The organism is Streptomyces sp. NPDC043738 (assembly GCF_056436545.1).
In genome coordinates, this window is the sequence record NZ_JBWKCJ010000042.1 from 1 (window position 1) to 21,448 (window position 21,448).

General features: G+C 69.2%; 18 protein-coding genes. 11 read left to right on the plus strand and 7 right to left on the minus strand.

All coding sequences use genetic code 11. The annotated features are described in order from the left end of the window. The 4 genes from AC0680_RS34870 to AC0680_RS34885 form a co-directional block, all read left to right on the plus strand. Positions 1-1,378, plus strand: a 1,378-nt coding sequence (locus tag AC0680_RS34870; protein WP_478636941.1) for a hypothetical protein, incomplete at its 5' end; no start/stop codon positions are given. A gap of 70 nt (positions 1,379-1,448) precedes the next feature. Beyond that, the gene (locus AC0680_RS34875) at positions 1,449-3,713 is read left to right on the plus strand and encodes an SUKH-4 family immunity protein (RefSeq protein ID WP_478636943.1); all 2,265 of its coding nucleotides are present in this window, start codon (positions 1,449-1,451) and stop codon (positions 3,711-3,713) included. A gap of 23 nt (positions 3,714-3,736) precedes the next feature. Further along, entirely contained in the window at positions 3,737-4,096 is a 360-nt protein-coding gene (locus tag AC0680_RS34880; RefSeq protein WP_478636945.1) for a hypothetical protein, read from the plus strand. A 74-nt stretch (positions 4,097-4,170) separates the two neighbouring features. Next, positions 4,171-4,485 carry a hypothetical protein gene (locus AC0680_RS34885; RefSeq protein ID WP_478636946.1) on the plus strand — a complete coding sequence of 105 codons (315 nt, stop codon included), beginning with the start codon at positions 4,171-4,173 and terminating at the stop codon, positions 4,483-4,485. A gap of 357 nt (positions 4,486-4,842) precedes the next feature. On the opposite strand, the gene aac(6') is transcribed toward AC0680_RS34885, so the two are convergent. Continuing rightward, positions 4,843-5,355 carry an aminoglycoside 6'-N-acetyltransferase gene (aac(6'), locus tag AC0680_RS34890; protein ID WP_478637040.1) on the minus strand — a complete coding sequence of 171 codons (513 nt, stop codon included), beginning with the start codon at positions 5,353-5,355 and terminating at the stop codon, positions 4,843-4,845. Between the two features lie 738 nt (positions 5,356-6,093). Between aac(6') and AC0680_RS34895 the strand changes: the two genes are divergently transcribed. From AC0680_RS34895 to AC0680_RS34915, 5 genes are all read left to right on the plus strand, one after another. Continuing rightward, positions 6,094-7,359 (plus strand): ABC transporter substrate-binding protein, encoded by a 1,266-nt coding sequence (locus AC0680_RS34895; protein WP_478636948.1) that lies wholly within the window; start codon positions 6,094-6,096, stop codon positions 7,357-7,359. 5 nt (positions 7,360-7,364) lie between these two features. Further along, positions 7,365-8,318 (plus strand): carbohydrate ABC transporter permease, encoded by a 954-nt coding sequence (locus AC0680_RS34900; protein ID WP_478636950.1) that lies wholly within the window; start codon positions 7,365-7,367, stop codon positions 8,316-8,318. A gap of 22 nt (positions 8,319-8,340) precedes the next feature. Beyond that, positions 8,341-9,177, plus strand: coding sequence for a carbohydrate ABC transporter permease (locus tag AC0680_RS34905; protein ID WP_478637042.1), 837 nt, complete (start codon positions 8,341-8,343; stop codon positions 9,175-9,177). A 37-nt stretch (positions 9,178-9,214) separates the two neighbouring features. Next, entirely contained in the window at positions 9,215-9,355 is a 141-nt protein-coding gene (locus AC0680_RS34910; protein ID WP_478636952.1) for a hypothetical protein, read from the plus strand. A 213-nt stretch (positions 9,356-9,568) separates the two neighbouring features. Next, positions 9,569-10,516, plus strand: a complete 948-nt coding sequence (locus AC0680_RS34915) for a TauD/TfdA dioxygenase family protein (protein ID WP_478636954.1) — start codon at positions 9,569-9,571, stop codon at positions 10,514-10,516. A 91-nt stretch (positions 10,517-10,607) separates the two neighbouring features. Here AC0680_RS34915 and AC0680_RS34920 read toward each other — a convergent pair whose 3' ends face one another. After that, on the minus strand, positions 10,608-11,444 hold the full coding sequence (locus AC0680_RS34920) for an ArsR/SmtB family transcription factor (protein ID WP_478636956.1): 837 nt from the start codon (positions 11,442-11,444) through the stop codon (positions 10,608-10,610). A 730-nt stretch (positions 11,445-12,174) separates the two neighbouring features. Here AC0680_RS34920 and AC0680_RS34925 point away from each other — a divergent pair. After that, positions 12,175-12,456, plus strand: a complete 282-nt coding sequence (locus AC0680_RS34925; RefSeq protein WP_478636958.1) for a DUF6355 family natural product biosynthesis protein — start codon at positions 12,175-12,177, stop codon at positions 12,454-12,456. A gap of 272 nt (positions 12,457-12,728) precedes the next feature. On the opposite strand, the gene ppdK is transcribed toward AC0680_RS34925, so the two are convergent. The 3 genes from ppdK to AC0680_RS34940 all read right to left on the minus strand — a co-directional run bounded on the left by ppdK (position 12,729) and on the right by AC0680_RS34940 (position 18,142). Beyond that, positions 12,729-15,509, minus strand: coding sequence for a pyruvate, phosphate dikinase (gene ppdK, locus AC0680_RS34930; RefSeq protein ID WP_478637044.1), 2,781 nt, complete (start codon positions 15,507-15,509; stop codon positions 12,729-12,731). Between the two features lie 280 nt (positions 15,510-15,789). Beyond that, positions 15,790-16,524 (minus strand): type 1 glutamine amidotransferase, encoded by a 735-nt coding sequence (locus AC0680_RS34935; RefSeq protein ID WP_478636960.1) that lies wholly within the window; start codon positions 16,522-16,524, stop codon positions 15,790-15,792. A gap of 79 nt (positions 16,525-16,603) precedes the next feature. Continuing rightward, on the minus strand, positions 16,604-18,142 hold the full coding sequence (locus tag AC0680_RS34940; RefSeq protein WP_478636962.1) for an MFS transporter: 1,539 nt from the start codon (positions 18,140-18,142) through the stop codon (positions 16,604-16,606). Positions 18,143-18,244: 102 nt separating this feature from the next. On the opposite strand from AC0680_RS34940, the gene AC0680_RS34945 reads away from it, so the two are divergent. Further along, positions 18,245-19,180 (plus strand): helix-turn-helix transcriptional regulator, encoded by a 936-nt coding sequence (locus tag AC0680_RS34945; RefSeq protein ID WP_478636964.1) that lies wholly within the window; start codon positions 18,245-18,247, stop codon positions 19,178-19,180. Positions 19,181-19,266: 86 nt separating this feature from the next. Here the strand turns inward: AC0680_RS34945 and AC0680_RS34950 are convergent, their stop codons facing one another. Both AC0680_RS34950 and dusB read right to left on the minus strand, forming a co-directional pair. Then, positions 19,267-19,839: a MarR family winged helix-turn-helix transcriptional regulator gene (locus AC0680_RS34950; protein WP_478637045.1), complete on the minus strand. Its 573-nt coding sequence runs from the start codon at positions 19,837-19,839 to the stop codon at positions 19,267-19,269. A gap of 428 nt (positions 19,840-20,267) precedes the next feature. Beyond that, on the minus strand, positions 20,268-21,395 hold the full coding sequence (dusB, locus tag AC0680_RS34955; protein WP_478636966.1) for a tRNA dihydrouridine synthase DusB: 1,128 nt from the start codon (positions 21,393-21,395) through the stop codon (positions 20,268-20,270). Between the last annotated feature and the right edge of the window lie 53 nt (positions 21,396-21,448).

A 21,448-nucleotide genomic window follows, 5' to 3' on the forward strand; every position in this document is an offset into this window, starting at 1 on the left:
CGCCCAAACCGGCCAACGCAGCAACACCCCCCTCCACGACGGCACCAACGGCGTCCACGCCATCCCCCTCGACCCCAACCGCCGCCCCACCACCAGTAGCGGAACTCCGACGCTTCCCGGCGCCGATGGCACCCGCCGGCCGCCCGCCGAGCCGGCCGGCAAGCACAAATCGGATGAGACGTCGGACGAGAAAGAAAAGCCCGCACCCAAAAAGAAGAAGACTCGTCCGGCGAAGGAGACCCGTGAGGCGATGCAGCAGCCTCTCGACTCCCAGCAGGCGGAAGGCACTCCCGGCTACGAACAAGAGCAGGGGCCGGACCACACCGTGCAGGGCATGCTCGGGGACGAGGCCCAGCAACGCCTCCGCGTGACGCACGTCGTGCGCCAGGTGAACTGGGACAGGGTCCTCGGCAACCTGGACGGCTGGGCGGAGCGCGACGCGGAGACGGGCAAGTCACCGCTGGAGAACGTCTTTGATCACATCCGTGAAAACGGGCGGATCAGCGAAGGCGACCTGGGAAACCTGTTGGGCGACAAGTACAAGGGGCTGAAGCAGCATGAGCGGCTTGCCACCGTTTCCTGTCTGGCCCGGCTGAGCTACGACTATCACGCACAGCACACCGAGATAGCCGGGCACAACATCAACCCGGAGGGGCTCCAGCATCACAAGGACCACAAGCCGGGCGAAAAGAAAATCAATGACACCCGAGGGCGGGTGATCGAATATGTAGCCCAAAAGAATGTTCCGGAACCCGAGAACATGACGAACGAGGAAGCCAAGAAGTATCGGCGCGACCTCAGAATAGAGCGGGATCGCATCAAGGGCATCTTGGATTCCAAGATGTCGGACACGGCGGCCCTGCCAGATTTCTCGGGACGGAATTACGCGGTATACGAGGTCACGGAGACCGACAGCGACGGGAATCCCAAGGACGTACACTTCATCATCGGATCGTCTGTCCCTCCAGGCGAAGGAGTGTTGAACCCGGATCACTCGGAGCCTGCCGCAGGCGAGGGACTTCGCGAACTCGACAAGGATAAGTTCAAGCGTACGGCGATGTTCACTGAATACGAGCCGTGCGGCAATTCTGGCGATCTCGGCGGCGCGGCTTGCGCTCACTACATCAGTGAAAACCTGGACCGCCCGAAGGACAAGGAACGCGTCCCCCACGGCGAAATGAAGAAGCAGGGGCTGCTGACCGATCCAGGGAAGAAAAATCCCATGGAAGTTTCATACGGAACCAGCTACCGCTATGGAGAGTTCGCCGACGGCGAGACAACGAAGGAAGCCCAAGAGGCGCTCAAGCAGCAGTGGAAGGACGATATGGACCGCGTCCGCGGCGAGTTGCTGCGCATATGGCTCAAGGTGCACGCATAGGTGACCCCGTAGTACCGTGCCGCTCGCATCACCACCCCATATTTCTCGCGAACGATCGGAGTGAAGTGCCGTGTCCCGAAGCGCTGTCGTCACCCGCCTGACAGAGTGGCTGCAGGAGCCGGGGCGGCACCACCTCAAGCTGCCCGTGGCCGGCCCGGTCGGCTCGGGAAAGACCTCCTGTCTGCGCCAGGCGGAGGAGGCCGTCCGGGAAACCGGCCCGGACATCTCCCTGTATGTCGACTGCCGTGGTCTGTCGGCCGATGAAGTGGCTACGCGAATGATCGGCCACTGGGGATTCGACGAGCGGTTCCTCCGCACCCGCAACACCCCGCTGGCCGACGCGTTCGCGGAATGGACGCATGGCAAGGAAAAGGCCGTCGTTCTCTTCGCGAATGTCCAGTGGGCGGGCGTGACGGCCACGTCAGCAGAGCCCCGACGCGTGCTCAACCACGTCGTCATTCCGCTCCTTCGCAACACCAAATGCCCGGTCGCCGTCCTCTTCGAAGTGGACCGGGAACAGGTACGTGCACCACTGCCGTCGGGCCTGGAGGTGGAGATCCTCCCGCCGCTCGAAGGACCAGCCGGCTCCGAACCGCCGTTGAGCGAATCCCTCGCCCGATTCCCGCAGTTGCGCGCACTGGCCGCCGCCGAGACCCGAGATGTCCCGATTGAGGCCTGGTCCGCTCTCTGCGCTCCGCTCGGCCTTCAAGGTGCTCTTGCCGACTTGCAGAACGCGGTGAGCGCCCTGCCACACCTCCTGACGTCGCGGTCCGACAATGCAGGAAATGCAGGAACAGAGCGCGTTGGATTTCACGCCGACGGCCTGCGCCAGCTTCTTCGTACCGAGGCCCCGCTCACCGAGCCGGAGCAGGTACGCATCGTCGACGCCCTGCTCGATCACTCGCTCCGCCGCAACGACATTCCCGAACCCTGGCGTGCACAAGGCCCGGTAGCGGAGTACGCGTCCCACGCACTCCCTCTCCACTGCGTGGCGGCCGGCGTACTGGCCGATCTTTCGCAGGATCCGCGCTTTCTCGCGAATGTCGACCGGCACGCGCTGCTCACCGGACTTTCCCTTGCCTACCCCGACGGAATCCCGGCAGGAATTCCGGCTTCGGATGCCCACTACCTCGAGGCGGCCGGCGTCGAGCCCGCCACCCACGAGGAGTGGCTCTCCTGGCTCCACTGGGCATCGCTGAACCGCGGTGCCACACAATTCGCCGAGGAACTGTCGGACGCGGCCGGTGAACTTCCGTGGCTGACCCGCTGGTCCCGCTGGCGGCCGTACGGCCTCTTCGGTCCGTCTCCTCGGCACGACGCCGCGAAGGCGGAGGAACTCGTCGTCGGTGTCGCCAACGGCGTCGACGTGGTCGCCAGTCAGCTGGAGATCGACGAGGACGAACTAGAGAACGCGGTGGATCCCGACGCGGACTGGTACGCCGTCGAAAGGCTCTGGAGCCTCGATGACGGAAATCCTCTGGGTGGCGCTGTACAGGTTCAACTGCACTACGACGACGACTCCGACATCGACCAGGCGAGCGACCGGGCGTTCGAACCGGTCGAAGAGCCGGACGATGCGGAACAGCCCCCGGCACCGAGAGCCCCGTCAGCCAGCACGTGTCTGGTCAAAGCGGCCGACGGACGTCAGGTCCATGGTGGTTCCGGAGGCATCTATGCCCTCCGCGTTTGCGATCCGACTCGTGTGGTTTCCAAGCCTCGATGGCGTAGTCGCCCCCTGCTCACCACGCATAGCACCTCCGCGGTGTGGCCTCTGCCCGACGTGCTGCGAGCCGACGCCCCGCCTGCACGATCTTGGTACGAGAGCGCGTTCGGCCAAGGCGCATGTCATGCCGTGTCCCGCAGCGGGCTGGCGGACGGCCTCGTGCACGCCGACACCGTACGATTCCTGACCGAGGTCGGCCTCCCAGACCTTGGCGACGAATTCCGATACCTCGCCTTTGCGCCGTCGCCCACGATGGCGGAAGTCGCCCGACCGTCTGCCCTTCCCGCCTCCGCCGACCCCGGCCCTTTCTTCGATATCGGCAGATGGGTCAGGGGGAAACTGCTGCTGAACGGCACGTCAGGCCAACTCTTCCTCACGGACGTGGGAGATGGCGATGCCGACTACCTCGTCAGCAGTGGCCTGAGGCAGACCTGCACGTTGCTGGCTCTCACGGTGAAGCGCCGCCAAAGCAGATTCACCGTCTGGGCGGAAGAGCTGGACGCGAAGCGCAGCCTGACCTCCTGGGCCCACGAGGTCGACCCGGTTGCTGCCTCACACCCCCACTGGACCGCCATTCTCAGCGGTCATTGGGACGACCCCGACATGGTGTGAATAATTGCCCCTCCGATCCCCGCATGCGCATCTTTGACGAAGTCCCCTGGCCTTCGGACATCGTCTCCGTCGAGGAAACCGGTCCGTTCTTCCAGATCGGCTGGATGGGCGGCGAACTCGTCATCGACGGACCTACGGGTCACGTACTGCGCGTCCCTTCGGAGCCGGGTGAGGAGCACCTTGCGGGCCTGCCCGCCGCGCACAGCCTGGAGAACTTCCTCACCATGGTTGCGCTGTGGGTCACCGGCCACTTCACCAAGGGGCTCGTCGAGGGCGACGATGAGGCCAATCCCCTGCCCGATCACGTACTGGCCGCGCACAAACTCATCGACAGGGCAGGTGCCGAGGCTCCCGCCTGGGCATACGCATTCCACAACCAATAGCGGCAGAAGCCGTTCCGTCCCTGAAAGCAAGCCGTCCACCGGCGCACGCCGGCCGAACGGACAAGGAGAAACACGTGCCGGAAATCGACCCACCGGAATCCGGGAACCGGGTGCCGTCAACCGTTGAAGAAGCGCTGGAAATCGCCGGCACCAACTTCAAGCCGCTCTGCCACGACGGCACCCCGGCATCCGTACACGTCGAAGAGTTCGACATCGGCTACCTCGTCTATGCCACCTTCCCGCCCACCGAGCCCCGGTCGTTCGGCGGCAGCCACCTCATCATCTCCAAGGTCGACGGGGCGCTGACCTTCGTTCCGAACTTCCCGCCGAAGTCGGCGATCTCCCTTTACCGCAAGCGTCACCATCCCAACCCGTCGCGGGGGTTGTGACCGGTGAGCCCCGAGGAAGCCGTGGAGATCGCACGGACGCAGTACGTGCCGGTTTGGCCCGATGGGACACCGGCGCCGCTGCGAGTCCGGGAATTCGACATCGGGTACCTGGTGTACGCGAAGCTTCCACCGCTTCCGGAATCCCCGGTGGAGAACGGGCGCCGACGTCCGCGGATGAGAAATCCCGGTGGCACCTGCGTCGTGGTCTGCAAGGAGAGTGGGATGATCCGCCGGCTCCCGATGCGTCCGCCGACGGATGCGATCGGTCTGTACCGCAAGTTCTACCGGCCGGACACGCTGTAGGAGCCGCCCGGCCCACGGCTCATGCGTTCTGACCGCCCTCAGGCTCAGCTCATCTCAACTCAGCTCATCCGCGATCAGATCCATCAGCAGTCCGTCCGCCCAGCCGCCCGTCCGGTGGTCGCGCGCATAGGCGCGCATGATGCCGACTGGCTTGAAACCGACCTTGCGGTAGCTGTGGATGGCTGCGGTGTTGGCGGCGGACGGGTCGATGGTCAGGCGGTGGTGGCCCCGTTCGTGGATCAGCCAGCGGGCGAGGGTGCGTACGGCGTCCGTGCCGAGGCCGCGGCCGTGCATGGCGGTGGTGAGGAAGATGTCGATGCTCGCGTGGCGGTATTCGGGGTCGGTCTCCTCGTTGTACTGGATCGCCCCGATGACCTCGTCGTCGAGGACGATGGTGAGCATGTCGTCGTAGTCGTCCGGAACCGACCACCAGGCCGCGACCGCCGGTTCGCGGACGATCCGGTCGAGGGTGGCGACATCGCGTTCCGCCGTCGGGCGGAGGAGGACCGAGGCTCCGCGTAGCGAGGTGGGCGGAGCCGGGTCCGGTCGGGGCGGCCCGGGGCAGATGTCGGGGTCACCAGCAGGCTCGGTCGCCGCGCCTCCAACGGGCGGACCAGCCGTCAGCGTGCTTCCCACCGTCGTGACCAGGCCCCCGAGCGAGGCTTCCTGGTCGGAGAGCTGCAACTGCTTCTCGCGCAGGGCCTCGATTTCGACGGCCAGCACAGCCAGGTCGCGCACGTGCGTGTAGTACCTGGCCGCGTACTCGTCGTCGATCGCCGGGAGAACCTTCGCGAACACCGTCGTCAGCCGGATCAAGCCGTTGCCGCGCTGTTCGTCGAGCGGGCCTTCGAGAACGCCCTGGGCGTAGCCGTAGGCGTCCGCACCAAGCGTCACCAGGTCCTGGTCCCCGATGTCCAGACTGCGAAATCCCGGCGGGAACGGCATGGTCATGTGCTCGGCCATCATCTGCGAGAGCGTGTCGAGCTTCTCTTCGAACATGCGTGAGATCCTGCCGGATCACACCCGGCGGGCCAAAGCGGATACCGCGAGGCCGGCCATGGCCCATCGGACAGCCCCTAGGTGTGTTGTCCGGAGAGGTTGGTGACGCGGGGGCGTAGGGGCTTAGGGGCCCTGGGACGTGAGTGGTTGGTGGGTGGAGGTGGGCATAGATCGCGGGCGGGGGTGGTTCATGGAGATGCGGAGAGACAGCGACGGCGATGCGTGGCAGTAGGTGCGCGCGGCAGTAGACAGGCAGCAAGCGTCAGGCAGTAGACGGCAGTTGTGAGCGGCAGGGGGCGATGCGTCATGGCGGGGATCGACAGACGGCGGTTGCTGGCGGCCGGTGGTGGGGTGGCTTTCGCTGCCGCATTGGCCACGGCGTGCGGGTCCAACACGGGGCGTGGGGGCGGGGGTTCGGGTTCCGGGATCAGTCAGTGGTACCACCAGTACGGGGAGCCGGGGACCGAGCAGGCCGTGAAGCGGTATGCGGCGGCGTACAAGAAGGCGGAGGTGTCGGTGCAGTGGCGGCCGGGGGATTACGACCGGCAGACCGCGGCCGCGCTACTGACCGACTCCGGGCCGGACGTCTTCGAGGTCAACGGGCCGTTGCTGGATCAGATCCAGGGCGGGCAGGTGGTCGATCTGACCGCCGAGGTCGAGCCGGTGAAGGACGACTTCAACCAGGCCGTGCTCGCGCCGAAGATCTGGCAGGACAAGATCTGGGGCATCCCGCAGGTCGTCGACATGCAACTGCTCTACTACCGCAGGAGTGCGCTCAAGGATGCCGGTGTGGAGCCTCCGCACACGCTCGACCAGTTGGTGGACGCGGCGAAGGAGCTCAGCGGTAAGGGCGGCAAGAGCAAGGGGTTGTTCCTGGGGAACGACGGTGGGGTGGGGGTGCTCAGCGGGACGCCGCTGTTCGCCGCCGGGCTGAGTCTGATCGACGAGGACGGGAAGGTCGGGTTCGACGATCCGGCCGCGGCCCGGGTGCTGGGGAAGATCCGGCAGTTGTACGCGGACAAGTCGCTGCTGCTGGGGGCGCCCACGGACTGGTCCGATCCGGCCGCGTTCATCCAGGGGCTGACCGCGATGCAGTGGTCGGGGCTGTGGGCGCTGCCGCAGATCAAGAAGGCACTGGGGGACGACTTCGGGGTACTGCCGTTCCCGAAGGACGGGAGTGGAGGGAAGCCGGCCGTTCCCGTGGGGGCGTATGGCTCGGCGGTCAGTGCGCGCAGCGCGCGCAAGGCGGAGGCGAAGGCGTTCGCCAAGTGGCTGTGGGTGGAGCGGACCGACTTCCAGCGGGACTTCGCGCTGTCGTACGGGTTCCACATCCCGGCGCGGATCTCGTTGGCGAAGAAGGCCGCGGAGCTGCGGGAGGGTGCGGCCGCGGACGCGGTGCGGTACGCGACGGAGTACGGCCACGCCGAGCCGCTGCTGTGGACGACGGCGGACCGTACGGCCTATCAGGACGCGCTGAGCCGGATCGTCAAGGACGGCGCCAACCCGGAGAGCGAGCTGAAGGGTGTGGTGCGGAAGGTGAATGCCGAGCTTCAGCGCGTCAAGAAGAAGTAGGCGAAGTGCAGGCGAGGAGCAAAGCGGCGGTGGCGTTCGGGGAGCGGCTGCTCGGGCCGCAGCGGCGGAATCTGTGGTTCTGGGTGTTCGTCGGGCCGTTCGCGGTCGGGCTGGGGCTGTTCACCTATGTGCCGCTGGCGTGGAGCGTCTACCTCAGCTTCTTCGACGCGCACAACACGGTCAGTCCGGCCGGCTCGGACTTCGTCGGGCTGGGCAACTACGGCGCGATGCTGAGCGATGCGGCGTTCCTCGGCAGCCTGGGCACGTTTGCGCTGTTCACCGCCTTCATCGTGCCCGCCACCTATGTGCTCTCACTCGCGCTGGCGCTGATGGTCAACCGGCTGCGCGTCGCCCAGGCCTTCTTCCGTTCGGTGTTCTTCCTGCCGACGGCGTGCTCCTATGTGGTCGCGGCGCTGATATGGAAGCTGTCGATCTTCAACGGGGTGCGGTTCGGGCTGGCCAACACCGTCCTGGGGTGGTTCGGCGCCGATCAGACGGCCTGGCTGTCGACCACCGACCCGCCCTGGTACTGGCTGGTCATCGTGACGGTACGGCTGTGGCTGCAGGCCGGGTTCTACATGATCCTGTTCCTGGCCGGGCTGCAGCGGATCTCGCCGGGGCTGTACGAGGCGGCCGCGGTGGACGGGGCGCGGCCCGGCTGGCAGACCTTCCGGCACATCACCTTTCCGCAGCTGCGGGCGACGTCCGTGGCGGTGGTGCTGCTGCTGGTGATCAACGCGTTCCAGGCGTTCGACGAGTTCTACAACCTGCTGAGCGACGCGCGCGGCTATCCGCCCTACGCCAGGCCCCCGTTGGTCTACCTCTACTACACGGCGCTGGGGCAGGACCAGAACCTCGGGCTGGGGAGTGCGGGTGCGGTGATCCTGGCGCTGATCATCGCACTGGCGACGGTGGTGCAGGCCCGCTGGTTCGGCCTCGGCCGCAAGGGTGAGGACTGAAGGGAGAGGGATGAACTCCGGGATGGGCGACGCACTGACCAGGGTCGGGCGGGCGCTGCGGGTGGTGCTGCTGATCGCGCTGGCACTGCTGTTCCTGGTCCCGTTCTATCTGCTGGTGCGCAACGGGCTAGCGACCGAGCAGGACATCACCGCTCCGCAGTGGACGTTCTTCCCGCACGATCTGCGGTGGTCGAATCTGACCGAGGTCTTCCGGGATCCGAACCTCCCCATGGGCCGGGCGCTGCTCAACTCCACGCTGATCGCGGTGTCGACGACGGTCGGTACGGTCGTGCTGGCCTCGCTCGCGGGGTACGGCCTGGCCCGGATTCCGTACCGGCATGCCAACGTCGTCTTCTACGCGATCCTGGGGACGCTGATGGTGCCGGCGGCGGTGACGTTCGTACCGAGCTTTGTGCTGGTCTCCACGCTGGGGTGGATCTCGACGCTGCGCGGGCTGATCATTCCGACGCTGTTCAGCGCCTTCGCCTGCTTCGTCTTCCGGCAGTACTTCCTGGGCTTCCCCAAGGAGCTGGAGGATGCGGCGCGGGTCGACGGGCTCGGCCACTGGCGGACGTACTGGCGCATCGTGGTGCCCAACGCCCGCCCGGTCTTCGCCGCCGTCGGCACGATCGTCTTCATCGGGGCCTGGAACGCGTTCCTGTGGCCGCTGGTGATCGGGCAGGACCGGGAGGCGTGGACGGTGCAGGTGGCGCTGTCCACGTTCACCACCGCGCAGAACCTCAATCTGCACGAGCTGTTCGTGGCCGCGGCGGTGTCGATCGCCCCGTTGGTGGTCGTCTTCCTGCTGCTCCAGCGGTACATCGTCGCGGGGGTGGAGCGCAGCGGGATCGATGACTGAGGCGTGGCCGGGCGGCGTATCGGGTACGGTGCGTGGCATGAGCACGCACCTGGACGTCGGTGAGGCGGAGCCGCGCGAACGCGGCCCCCACGGCGAGTGCGCGCCCCGCGGGCTGAGCTTCCTGCGCCGCCGGGGCCGGGTGGGCTCTCCCCCGGTCTGTTGTTCCCGTACGGCCTGACGACGGTCCACTGCGGCCCGTTCGGGCTGGGTACGGCGGCCTGACGGTTCCGTCGGTTCCCTGCGCCCGGTCCGGTCCGTACGGCGGCTGACGACGGTTCGCCACGGCCCGCCGTACCGGCAGCCCCGCCCCGACGGCTGCGCCTCGCGACCCCTGCCGCGCGACGCCCCGCGCCCCTCCCCTGCCCTCCCCCGTTCCCTTCAGGAGGACCCGATGACGCCCCCCGCCACATCCACCGCACCCACCACCCCCGCCTTGCGCCCCCACCGCATCCCCGCCGACGGGCTGTACGAGGGGCCGCGCATCCTTCGGCGTACGCCCGACGGCTGGGAGGACCGCCCCTACGAGCGCTTCGAGGTGGTGCCCCAGGCCGCCACCATCGGGGCCGAGATCCGTGGGCTGGACCTGTCCCGGCCACTGTCCGAGGCGCTGCGTACGGAGCTGAACCGGGCCCTGCTGGAGTGGAAGGTACTGTTCTTCCGCGGGCAGCATCTCCAGCCCGCCGCCCAGCGCGAATTCGCCGCCAATTGGGGAGAGTTGGAGACCAATCCGCTCCTGGCGCAGGGGGATTCGAAGGATGTGGTGCGGTTCGACAAGGCCGCCGGCGGGGTCCCCACGTTCGAGAACGTATGGCACACGGATGTCACGTTCCGGGAGCGGCCGGCGCTCGGGGCGGTGTTGCAGCTGCGCGAGGTCCCACCCGCCGGAGGGGACACGATGTGGGCCGATATGGCCGCGGCATACGACAATTTGCCTTCGAAAATCCGGATGCGGATCAATTCCGCGCGTGCGGTGCACGACTATCTTCCGGGCTTCGCGCGCTTCTACTCCGATGCTCAACTAGCCCCATTCCAGGCGGAGTTCCCTCCCGTCGAGCATCCGGTGGTGCGCAGGCACCCGGAGACCGGACGGCGGATGCTGTTCGTCAACGCCTCCTTCACCACCCGGATCGTGGGGCTGGCGGAGGCCGAGAGCGACCGGCTGCTGCGGACGCTGTTCCAGCAGGCGCACGTACCGGAGTTCCAGGTGCGGTGGCGCTGGCAGGCGGGGGACGTCGCGTTCTGGGACAACCGGGCCACCCAGCACTACGCGGTGAACGACTACGGGGCGCACCGCAGGGTCGCCGAACGGGTCGCCATCGCCGGCGACCGCCCGTACTGAGCCGGGGCGCGCCGCCCACCGCCCGACGCGCGCCCCGCGCGTCGGGCACCCGTACCCCGGCTCGTACCCGGCTCATGCGCCGCGCCCGCCGCTACGCCGCGCCCACCCCCTCCGCCGAGCGCGCCCCGCGCAGCAGGGCCACGCCCAGCGGGGTGAGGGTGTGCAGCACCGCGTTGCCCTGCCGCAGGGTGGTCAGCAGGCCGGCGTCGCGGAGTACGGTCGCGTGCTGGCTGGCCGACGCCAGCGAGACGTCGGCGCGGCGGGCGAGTTCGCTGGTGGTGCAGCCGACGCCGATGCCCTGGAGTATCGCGGAGCGGGTCTGGCCGACGAGCCGCCCGAGGGAACGTTCCTGCGCGGCGTTCGGCGTGAGCCGCGGCGACTGGTGCTCCACGGGGTAGACCAGGACGGGCGTCAGGTCCGGGTTGTGGAAGGTGACCGGCGTGCGGCGGCAGAAGTACGACGGCAGCAGAAGCAGGCCCCGGCCGTTGAGATGGAGCTCGCGGTCCACCGGGTAGTCGGCCTCAAGGACCGGTGGGCGCCAGCGCATCATCGGCGGCAGCGAGGCGAGCAGACGGTCCGCGCCGCCGTCGAGCAGGGCCCGGCCGCGGGCGGCGCGGTCGGCCTCTATGCGGCCCTGGACGCGCGCCCAGTACGGGGCGACCGCCGCCTCGTAGTAGCGCTGCAGTACGCCGGCGAGGCGGCCGAGGGCACGGGTCTCACCGTCGGCCATCGCCCGTATCCACGCGGGGAGCGGGCGGGTCGTGCTGGAGAGCCGGCCGAGTTCGTCGTGCAGCCGGACGGCCGGTGTCTCGCGCAGCGCGGCGAGCGCGTCGGTCATCCCCAGGAGCCCCTCGGCGGGCGTCAGGAAATCGGGAAAATAGCCGCGCGTGGGCACCAGCGGCGCCAGCAGACGCGCTTCGCCATTCAACCTTCCGCGCGTTTCCGATCGCCATTTGCCGAACGCCGAATCGTCGCGTCTGTCACGTAGTCGATGAAAGCTTAAGACCGTCTCCCACAGTGCGTCCGGGCGCGCCGCAATGCGCACACGGGCCAGATCGAGTCCACTGAAATGGACGCGTAACACCGAACCCCCACCTCTGGTTTCCTCAGTCGGCCCCCGGCACGCCTGAGTATGCACGCCAACACGCGCGGTCACCATGCCCTTTTGGCCAGACTTGAAAAGTGTCGCGCGACCAGGCGGCCGGGCGGAATGCTGTACTCAATTCGACGGCGGCACGAACGGCCCGGATTGCTCGATCCCGTGGGGGGTGATGGGCAAACAACCGGCCGCTCGACGGCCCCGCCGAAGGCCGCCTTCCCGCGCCGACCGGGGTGGCGGCAGCTCCCGAGGGGGGAGTCCGGAGAAAGCGTGGGCGGCACCTCCGCACAGGTGCCGCCCCCGCCCGGGAGCCCCGGGCCACCGGCCCCTCGGCAGGGCCCGCTGCGGCCAGGTTGCGGACGTTTCCGCACTTCAAACCCTCCCCACTCGACCGAGTGAACTCCCCCACTCGTCCGAGCGAGTTCCGGTGACCACCCCGCGTGGCTGCTGCGACGCTCTCCGCGTGCAGGACCCAACGGTGCCTGAGCCACCGATGCGCCGGCCACCGTGCACAAGCCAACTCTGCTCGAACATCGCGTCCTCAAGAAGGAGTCGACCCGTGAGCGTTCGCCGTTCCCTGCCGGCCGTCCTCGGCGCCGTGGCACTCGTCCTCGGGCTGTCCACGGCCGCCGCACCGTCCGCCGCCGCCGACCCCTGCGGGTTCTACGAGACCGGCAGCGACGCGTTCTACAACCACTGCACGAGCGACGGCTCGCACGTGGTCATCAAAGTGAGGGTGGCGTTGGCCCCGGACTACGAGCGCTGTGTGGGCCCCGGCAGGTCGTGGCTGGGCTCGGCGAGCAGGATCCAGGGCGCGCACTACGTCGGCCGCACCTGCTGACCACGGCACGTCAACCGCACCTGCTGACCACGGCATGGACCGCGGCATGACGACGGCATGACCCAGGCATGACGGCGGGCCCGGGGCAGCGCGCCCCGGGCCCGCGGCCCAGCGCAAGAGCGAGGGCGGCACCTCCGCACAAGGTGCCGCCCTCGTTGGGGTGCCGGAGCCTGCGGCCGGGCGGATGAGGGTTGGGGTTCCCCGCCGCCGGCTCCGGTGGGCTGGTGGCCGGTCGCCGCGGACGCGCTCGGCGCCCGCGGCGACCGGAGCGGTCAGCGGCTGTCGCTGCCCTTGCTCTCCGCCGCCGCGCGGCCCGCCTCCAGTCGTGCGACCGGGATGCGGAACGGGGAGCAGGAGACGTAGTCCAGGCCCACCTCGTGGAAGAAGTGGACGGACTCCGGGTCGCCGCCGTGCTCGCCGCACACACCGAGCTTGAGGTCCGGGCGGGTGGCCCGGCCGGCCGCGGCGGCGTTGCGGACGAGCGAGCCGACGCCGTCCTTGTCGATGGTCTCGAACGGGCTGACGCCGAAGATGCCCTTCTCCAGGTACGCGGTGAAGAAACTGGCCTCGACGTCGTCGCGGCTGAAGCCCCAGACCGTCTGCGTGAGGTCGTTGGTACCGAAGGAGAAGAAGTCGGCGGACTCGGCGATCTGACCGGCCGTGAGGGCGGCGCGGGGCAGTTCGATCATCGTGCCGAGGGTGAGCCGGAGGCTGACGCCGTGGGTCTGCTCGACCTCGGCGATGACCTGCTCGGCCTCCTCGCGGACGATCTCCAGCTCCTGGACGGTGCCCACCAGCGGAATCATGATCTCCGCGCGCGGGTCGCCCTTGGCGTTCTTGCGCTCGGCGGCCGCCTCGGCGATCGCGCGGACCTGCATCGCGAACAGACCGGGGATGACCAGGCCGAGGCGGACGCCGCGCAGACCCAGCATCGGGTTCTGCTCGTGCAGCTTGTGCACGGCCTGCAGGAGCCTCAGGTCGTTCTCGTTGGCGTCCTTGCGGGCCTCGGCGAGCGCGACCCGGACCGACAGCTCGGTGATGTCGGGCAGGAACTCGTGCAGCGGCGGGTCCAGCAGCCGTACGGTCACCGGCAGACCGTCCATCGACTCGAACAGCTCGATGAAGTCGGCCTTCTGCAGCGGCAGCAGCTGGGCGAGCGCGGCGTCCCGGTCGGTCTCGGTGTCGGCCAGGATGAGGCGCTCGACCATCTCGCGGCGCTCACCGAGGAACATGTGCTCGGTGCGGCACAGGCCGATGCCCTGGGCGCCGAACCGGCGGGCGCGGGCGGCGTCCTCGGCGTTGTCGGCGTTGGCCCGTACGCGCAGCCGGCGGACCCGGTCCGCGTACGCCATGATCCGGTGGACGGCCTTGACCAGCTCGTCCGCGTCGTCGGCGCCGGCGTGCATCCGGCCCTCGAAGTACTCCACGACCGGGGAGGGCACGACCGGCACCTCACCGGCGTAGACCTTGCCGGTGGAGCCGTCGATGGAGACGACGTCGCCCTCTTCGATGACGGTGCCGTCGCTGGTCGTCATCCGGCGGGACTTGGTGTCGACCTCCAGCTCCTCGGCGCCGCAGACACAGGTCTTGCCCATGCCGCGGGCGACGACGGCGGCGTGCGAGGTCTTGCCGCCGCGGGAGGTGAGGATGCCCTCGGCGGCGATCATGCCGTTGAGGTCGTCGGGGTTGGTCTCCCGGCGGATCAGGATGACCTTCTCGCCGGAGCGCGACCACTTGACGGCGGTGTACGAGTCGAAGACGGCCTTGCCGACCGCCGCGCCCGGGGAGGCGGCGATGCCGCGGCCGATCATCTCGGACTTCGCGCCCAGGTCGAAGCGGGGGAACATCAGCTGGGCGAGCTGCGCGCCGTTGACCCGCTGGAGGGCCTCGGCCTCGTCGATCAGGCCCTGGTCGACGAGCTGGGTGGCGATCCGGAAGGCTGCACCGGCGGTGCGCTTGCCGACCCGGGTCTGCAGCATCCACAGCTTGCCGCGCTCGATGGTGAACTCGATGTCGCACAGGTCCTTGTAGTGCGTCTCGAGCGTCTCCATGATCTGCATCAGCTGGTCGTAGGACGCCTTGTCGATCTGCTCCAGGTCCGCGAGCGGGACCGTGTTGCGGATACCGGCGACGACGTCCTCGCCCTGTGCGTTCTGCAGGTAGTCGCCGTAGACGCCCTGGTGGCCGCTGGCGGGGTCGCGGGTGAAGGCGACGCCGGTGCCGGAGTCGGGGCCGAGGTTGCCGAAGACCATGGAGCAGACGTTGACGGCCGTGCCGAGGTCGCCGGGAATGCGCTCCTGGCGGCGGTAGAGCTTGGCGCGGTCGGTGTTCCAGGAGTCGAAGACCGCGCGGACGGCGAGGTCCATCTGCTCGCGCGGGTCCTGCGGGAAGTCCCGGCCGGTCTCCTTGGCGACGATGTCCTTGAAGTCCGCGACCAGGCCCTTGAGGTCCTTGGCGTCGAGGTCGACGTCGACGCGGACGCCCTTGGCCTGCTTGGCCTCCTCCAGCGCGTCCTCGAAGAGCTCGCCGTCGACGCCCAGCACGGTCTTGCCGAACATCTGGATGAGGCGGCGGTAGGAGTCCCACGCGAACCGCTCGTCGCCGGCCTGCGCGGCGAGGCCGGAAACCGACGCGTCGGAGAGGCCGATGTTGAGAACGGTGTCCATCATGCCGGGCATGGAGAACTTCGCGCCGGAACGCACCGATACGAGCAGCGGGTCGTCGGCCTGGCCGAGCTGCTTGCCCATCTTCTGCTCAAGGGCGTCGAGGTGCTCGGAGACCTCGGCACGCAGTGCCGCGGGCTCGGTGCCGCTCTCCAGGTAGACCTTGCAGGCCTCGGTGGTGATCGTGAAGCCCGGAGGGACGGGAAGCCCCAGGTTGGTCATCTCGGCAAGGTTCGCACCCTTGCCGCCTAGGAGGTCCTTGAGCTCCTTGTTGCCCTCGGTGAAGTCGTAGACGAACTTCGCGGACGAAGGCTGGGTTACGTGGGGATCTTGTGTTTCCGGCACGGCACTGACTCCTCGCCGACGGGCTGCCCTGACGGCGAGGAACATACCCAGATCGAAGGCGTATGGGTACGTCCACTTGGTCGACATACGCGTGTAACCAGGCGTCCGCCAGCAGATCGAAAGTGATCATGCCTTCTCGACTGCGTTTACTGCCTGAATGCATCACTCCGCTACGCAATCAGAGCAGCGGGATCTCGCTACGCAGAGCAATCCATGACTTGATCAGTCGAACACAAGTAGCGTGGCACCGGGTGCCACCATTGGAGAGGTGGAGCCCGGCGCACTTCGCTCATCTGAGCGCACCACCTATCAGGGGTGGCGAGAATCACGCGCTCATGTGTGCTGGGGTCCCATCATTTGGACCCCCTACAGCGGCCATCCGATCCAGGAACGCGTCGACCAAGGTGCGTGCCCGCTCCCGTACGGCCGGCAGATCTGCACGCAATTCGGCCACCAGCCGATCCGGGTCGACCCCCAGCCCGGCCGCGACCTCCTCCCCGCCGTTGTCGAACCAGGCCCGCAGCACCTCAGGCGTCAGCTCCGGATGGAACTGCAGGCCCAACGAGCGTCCGCAGACGAAGGCCTGCGAGGCGTATGCGTTGCGCGCCACCTCCCGGGCACCCGGCGGCAGCGTCCAGCGGTCGCCGTGGAACTGGAACCAGGGGCCGGGCCCGACCAGTTCGGGGGCGTCGGTGGTGATGCGGCTCCAGCCGAGCTCGAAGCGCGGCGCGACCGCCACCTCCCCGCCCAGCGCCGCGGCCAGCATCTGCCCGCCGAAGCAGATCCCGAGCACGGGTATCCCGGCGTCGTGCGCCGAGCGCAGCAGGGCCAGCTCCGCCTCCATCCAGGCGTTCCGCCGTGCCACCGACCACGGGGCACCGAGCGTCAGGATCAGGCCATAGTTCCCGGCCGGTGGGAAGGCCACGTCGAGGTCCGGGTTCGTATACCGCTCGGCCGGCACCACGTGCAGTTCGTCGAGCTCATAGCCCCGTTCGGCCAGCCGCTCGCCGACATGGCCCGCGGTGGACAGATGGTCGTGCACGATGACCAAGGCGCGCATGGGTGGTGCTCCCCTCCTCGTGTCCGGGCCCCGCGGGTCCGGTGGATGCCTGCCGAAGCAACTCTTTTGGATGCAAACTTCAATTGTCCCCGGCTCGGGTCACCGTCGCGAGGCCTTTCCCGGTACGGCCGCGGAGCAGCGGGACCAGCGCCAGCGCCCCGAGCAGGGCGCCGACCGCGACCGGCAGGGCGGTGGCGTACAGGGCTTCGGCGGATGCGGCCGCCGCGGACACGGATGCGGAGGCGGCGCGGGTCCCGGCCGCCGGCGGCCCGTCGGCGAGGGACAGAAAGACGCTGCCGTACGCGGCGACGCCGACCACTTGGGCGATCTGCGGGACGGTGGTGAGCACCCCGCTGGCGTCGGCGGCATCGGCGGGGGCGATGCCGGACAGGGCGAGGGTCAGCAGCGGGCTGGTGGTGTAGCCGAGGCCGAGCCCCCACAGCAGCTGGAGCACCAGCAGTACGAGACCGCCCCGGCCGCCCGCGCGCAGGGTGAGGCCGATGCCGAGATAGCCGACCGCGGCCAGCACGCAGGCGGCGGCGATCATCCGCAAGTGCCAGCGGGCGGGCAGCTTCTGCCAGGTGAGGCTGCCGGTGGCGACGCCGACGGCCAGCGGCGCGAAGGTCAGCCCGGCGCGGATCGCGGACTCGCCGAGCCCCGACTGCAGATGCTGGGAGAAGGAGAAGAGGAAGCCGGCGTAACCGGCCATGCTGAAGAAGAGGGCGGCCGCACCGCACACCAGGTCCCGCGACCGCAGCACCCGGCCGGGGACGAGCGGTGCGCCGCCGCGGCGGGCAACCCTCCGCTCGACCAGCACGAACAGCGCGAACGCCGGGGCCGCGGCGATCAGAGCGCCGGTGGCCCACCGCGGCCAGTGCTGCTCATGGCCCAGCACCAGCGGTACGACCAGCAGCAGCAGCGCGGTGGTCAGCGTGAGGAGGCCGGGCAGGTCCAGCTCCTTGGACGACGGGGCCGTACGGCGGGGCAGCAGCCGCAGCGCCGCGACCAGCAGCGCCGACCCCACCGGCACATTGATCAGGAAGACCGGCCGCCAGCCGGTGCCGAACAGGTCCGCGCTGACCAGCAGTCCGCCGGCGACCTGGCCGATCACCACGGCGAGTGCGATCACCGTCGCGTACAGGCTCAACGCCCGGGCCCTGGCCCGTCCTTCGAACGTCAGCTGAATCAGGCTGTAGATCTGGGGAACCATCAGCCCCGCGCCGATGCCCTGCACCACACGGGCGCCGATCAGCACCCCTGCCCCCGGTGCCAGCCCGCAGCCGAACGAGGCCAGGGTGAAGGTGGCCAGGCCCAGCAGGAAGACGGTGCGGAATCCGTGCCGGGCACCGAGCCGGGCGCCGGTGATCAGCAGCGCGGCATAGGAAATCGTATAGCCGGCGACGATCAACTGGAGTGCGGAACCGGTGGCATGGAGATCGGTGCGCATGGTCGGGGTGGCGACATTGACGACGGTCGCGTCCAGCAGCGCCATGAATACCGCGCCGAGAACGACGAGGAGAATCCCGTTGGGGTGCGGTCGATTCCTCTTCCGATGGGGCGGGGTGGCCGGTGTCGGCCGCGTTGCGGGGATATCCGGGTCGTAGGTCAGCTCGCTCATGACAGCGATGATCACCACCGTCGTATTCGGGTACCAGAGATCCAGTGATCCTGGTACCGGCGGTATCTGGCACGGCGTTGGGGCATCCCGCATGATGGTGCGGTGTCAGCGATCACCACCCGTTCCGCAACCGCCGCGGCCTCCCGGCGCGGTGAACTCGCCGCGTTTCTGCGCCTGCGCCGGGAGCGCATCACGCCCGAGGACGTGGGCCTGCCCGGCGGGCCGCGGCGGCGCACCCCGGGGCTGCGCCGCGAGGAGGTCGCCCAGCGCGCCGGTGTCGGGGTGGCCTGGTACACCTGGCTCGAGCAGGGCCGGGCGATCAACCCGAGCGTGCAGGTGCTGGACGCCATCGCCCGTGCGCTGCTGCTCGGCCCGGAGGAGCGCGCCCATCTGCACCGGCTCGCCGGTGTGCCCGGCGCCGTCGGCTGCCCCCCGGCCCGGCATCCGCTGCCACCCGAGGCGGGGGCCATGCAGACCATTCTGGATTCGCTGAGCCCCTTGCCGGCGAGCATGGTGTCCGCCGGTTATGACGTACTGGCCTTCAATGACGCATATGCCGCGCTCGACCCGCGGATGGAGCTGCTTTCACCGCCCGACCGCAATGTGCTGTGGCGGCTTTTCACGGCGGACGAGGCGGGTCAGCCACTGGTCGACTGGGAGCGTGAGGTCTCCTTCATGGTCGGGCAGTTGCGGGCCGAATTCGGCAGGCGGCTGACCGATCCGCATTGGCGCGCGTATATCCGGAAACTCTCCGACGCCAGCCCGCTTTTCGTGGAACTGTGGGCCCGGCACGAAGTCTCGGCACCGGTCACCCACCGCAAGCAATTCCGTACCGCCGACGGCCGCACGGTCACGATCACCGCCACGGGTTTCACGACGACCGCCGTCCCCGACGCCAAGATGTGGGTCTATACGCCCGCCGACCAGGAGGCCGTCCGGGTGATCGGTGAACTGCTCGACCGCTACCGGGAGATCGGCGCGGCGGGGCTGGTCGCCGCGGGGCGGGCCGGCGGACGGAGAGCCGGGGCGGAGGACTGAAGGCTGGGGCGGAGCGCTGAAGGCTGAGGCGAAGCGCTGAAGGCTGAGGGCTGAAGCTGAGGCGGAGGGCTGAAAGGCGCCCGGTTCTACAGTTTCGCCCGCCGTCCGCTGCGCCGCGGCGGCGGGGCCTGGCCGTCCAGCAGCTCCAGTCGCCGCTGGGCGCCCCGGGTCTCGACCTGCACCACGACCCGGCGCAGCAGATCCGCCAGGTCCAGCGCCTCGTCGTCGCTCAACCCCCCGGTGACGAAGGCCTCCTCGGCGTTGAACTCCGGGAAGACCCGGGTCATCAGCCGCTCGCCCTCGGGCGTCAGGCAGAGCAGGGCGAGCCGCCCGTCGTCCGGGTGCGCCCGGCGCTCCAGCAGGCCACGGCCCTGGAGGGTGCGGGCGACGCCGGTGAGCGTGCCCTTGGAGATGCCTGCCTCCTCGGCGACCCTGCGGGTCTCCCGCTCGCCCCGGATCCACACCACCCACAGCACGACGAAGGACGTCCAGGTCAGCTCGGCGCCGCGCAGCACGGAGTTCTCGAAGTGCTGGCGCACCGCGGCGGCCGCGCGGTAGAGGTTCGCCACCGCGGCCATCTGCTCGTAACGGACGGGAGTGTCACCGAGCTTGGCCTGGACCGCCCGCTCGGTATCCCCGGCGTGCCCGGTCTTCTCCACGGCCCCGGTCTTCTCCACGGCCCCGGCCTGCTCGATGGCCCCGGCCTGCTCGATGGCTCCGAGAACAGCGTCTCCGTTCACCACAGCATCTCCCTCGGCGTCGTCCACGGTGCCTGCCCGTGGCCAGCCCGTGGCCTGCCCGTGGCCAGCCGGATGCGGTGCGCGGCCGTACGGTCGGCCGTGCGCCCGCACCCCGTACGGACTCAAACGGTAGCGCGGCGCTCACCGCCCGTCCCTCATCCGTGACGCCGACACGCCCCACCCCGCCCGCCGCGAACCCCCGTACCGCGGCGGGCGCCCGCCCTGCGGCACCGGTAATGCTGCTGCGCCGAGCAGTGGGGCGCCTCACCAGCAGGGGGGAGACGCCGATGCCCGGCTCCCCCGTTCAGGGGAGCCGTCGGACGAGGCGCCACCGGGGGCGGCCGGTCTCAGCCGCCCGACGTGTCCAGCTCCGCGTCCGCGTCGACGCCCCTGCAGTCGTAGGGGTCGTCCAGCCAGCCGTCCGGCAGGACGACGCGGTTGCGGCCCGACGTACGGCCGCGCGGGCCGTCCGCGCCCACCGGCCACGGCTGGTCGAGGTCCAGCTCCGACAGCAGCGCGTCCAGCTCGTCGAGCGAGGAGGTGACCGCGAGGCTGCGGCGCATCTCGGAGCCGATCGAGAAGCCCTTGGTGTACCAGGCGACGTGCTTACGGAAGTCGATCACGCCGCGCGCCTCGTCGCCGATCCACTCGCCGAGCAGCGCGGCGTGCCGCAGCATCACCGCCGCGACCTCCTTGAGCGTCGGCTGGGCATAGGTGCCGGTGCCTTCGAACGCCGCCACCAGGTCGCCGAACAGCCAGGGCCGCCCCAGGCAGCCGCGACCCACGACCACCCCGTCGCAGCCGGTCTCCCGCATCATCCGCTTGGCGTCGTCCGCCGACCAGATGTCGCCGTTGCCGAGCACCGGGATCTCGGGGACATGCTCCTTGAGGCGGGCGATGGCGTCCCAGTCGGCGGTGCCGCCGTAGTGCTGGGAGGCGGTCCGTCCGTGCAGGGCGATCGCCGTGACGCCCTCCTCGACCGCGATCCGTCCCGCGTCCAGGTAGGTGATGTGGTCGTCGTCGATGCCCTTGCGCATCTTCATCGTCACCGGCAGGGCGCCCGCGTTCGCCACCGCCTCGCGCAGGATGGAGCGCAGCAGGTTGCGCTTGTACGGCAGCGCGGAGCCGCCGCCCTTGCGGGTCACCTTCGGGACCGGGCAGCCGAAGTTGAGGTCGATGTGGTCGGCGAGGTCCTCCTCCGCGATCATGCGGGCGGCCTTGCCGACGGTGTCCGGGTCGACGCCGTACAGCTGGATCGAGCGGGGCTTCTCGGTCTCGTCGAAGTGGATCAGCTGCATGGTCTTCTCGTTGCGCTCGACCAGCGCCCGCGTCGTGATCATCTCGCTGACGAAGAGGCCCTTGCCGCCGGAGAACTCCCGGCACAGCGTCCGGAACGGGGCGTTGGTGATCCCCGCCATCGGCGCGAGGACCACGGGCGGCTGCACCGCGTGCGGACCGATCTGCAGCAGAGTCATGGCGGCGATACCTTCGGCTTTCTTCGGCTTCCGTTGGCGGGGCGGTCGGGCCT

What these genes read in the sequence shown, in the direction of transcription:
- AC0680_RS34905 (WP_478637042.1), top strand. Translation starts at nt 8,341, where the DNA reads ATGGGCGACGCACTGACCAGGGTCGGGCGGGCGCTGCGGGTGGTGCTG.
- ppdK (WP_478637044.1), bottom strand. Translation starts at nt 15,509, where the DNA reads ATGTTCCTCGCCGTCAGGGCAGCCCGTCGGCGAGGAGTCAGTGCCGTG.
- AC0680_RS34895 (WP_478636948.1), top strand. Translation starts at nt 6,094, where the DNA reads ATGGCGGGGATCGACAGACGGCGGTTGCTGGCGGCCGGTGGTGGGGTG.
- AC0680_RS34915 (WP_478636954.1), top strand. Translation starts at nt 9,569, where the DNA reads ATGACGCCCCCCGCCACATCCACCGCACCCACCACCCCCGCCTTGCGC.
- AC0680_RS34940 (WP_478636962.1), bottom strand. Translation starts at nt 18,142, where the DNA reads ATGAGCGAGCTGACCTACGACCCGGATATCCCCGCAACGCGGCCGACA.
- dusB (WP_478636966.1), bottom strand. Translation starts at nt 21,395, where the DNA reads ATGACTCTGCTGCAGATCGGTCCGCACGCGGTGCAGCCGCCCGTGGTC.
- AC0680_RS34910 (WP_478636952.1), top strand. Translation starts at nt 9,215, where the DNA reads ATGAGCACGCACCTGGACGTCGGTGAGGCGGAGCCGCGCGAACGCGGC.
- AC0680_RS34880 (WP_478636945.1), top strand. Translation starts at nt 3,737, where the DNA reads ATGCGCATCTTTGACGAAGTCCCCTGGCCTTCGGACATCGTCTCCGTC.
- AC0680_RS34935 (WP_478636960.1), bottom strand. Translation starts at nt 16,524, where the DNA reads ATGCGCGCCTTGGTCATCGTGCACGACCATCTGTCCACCGCGGGCCAT.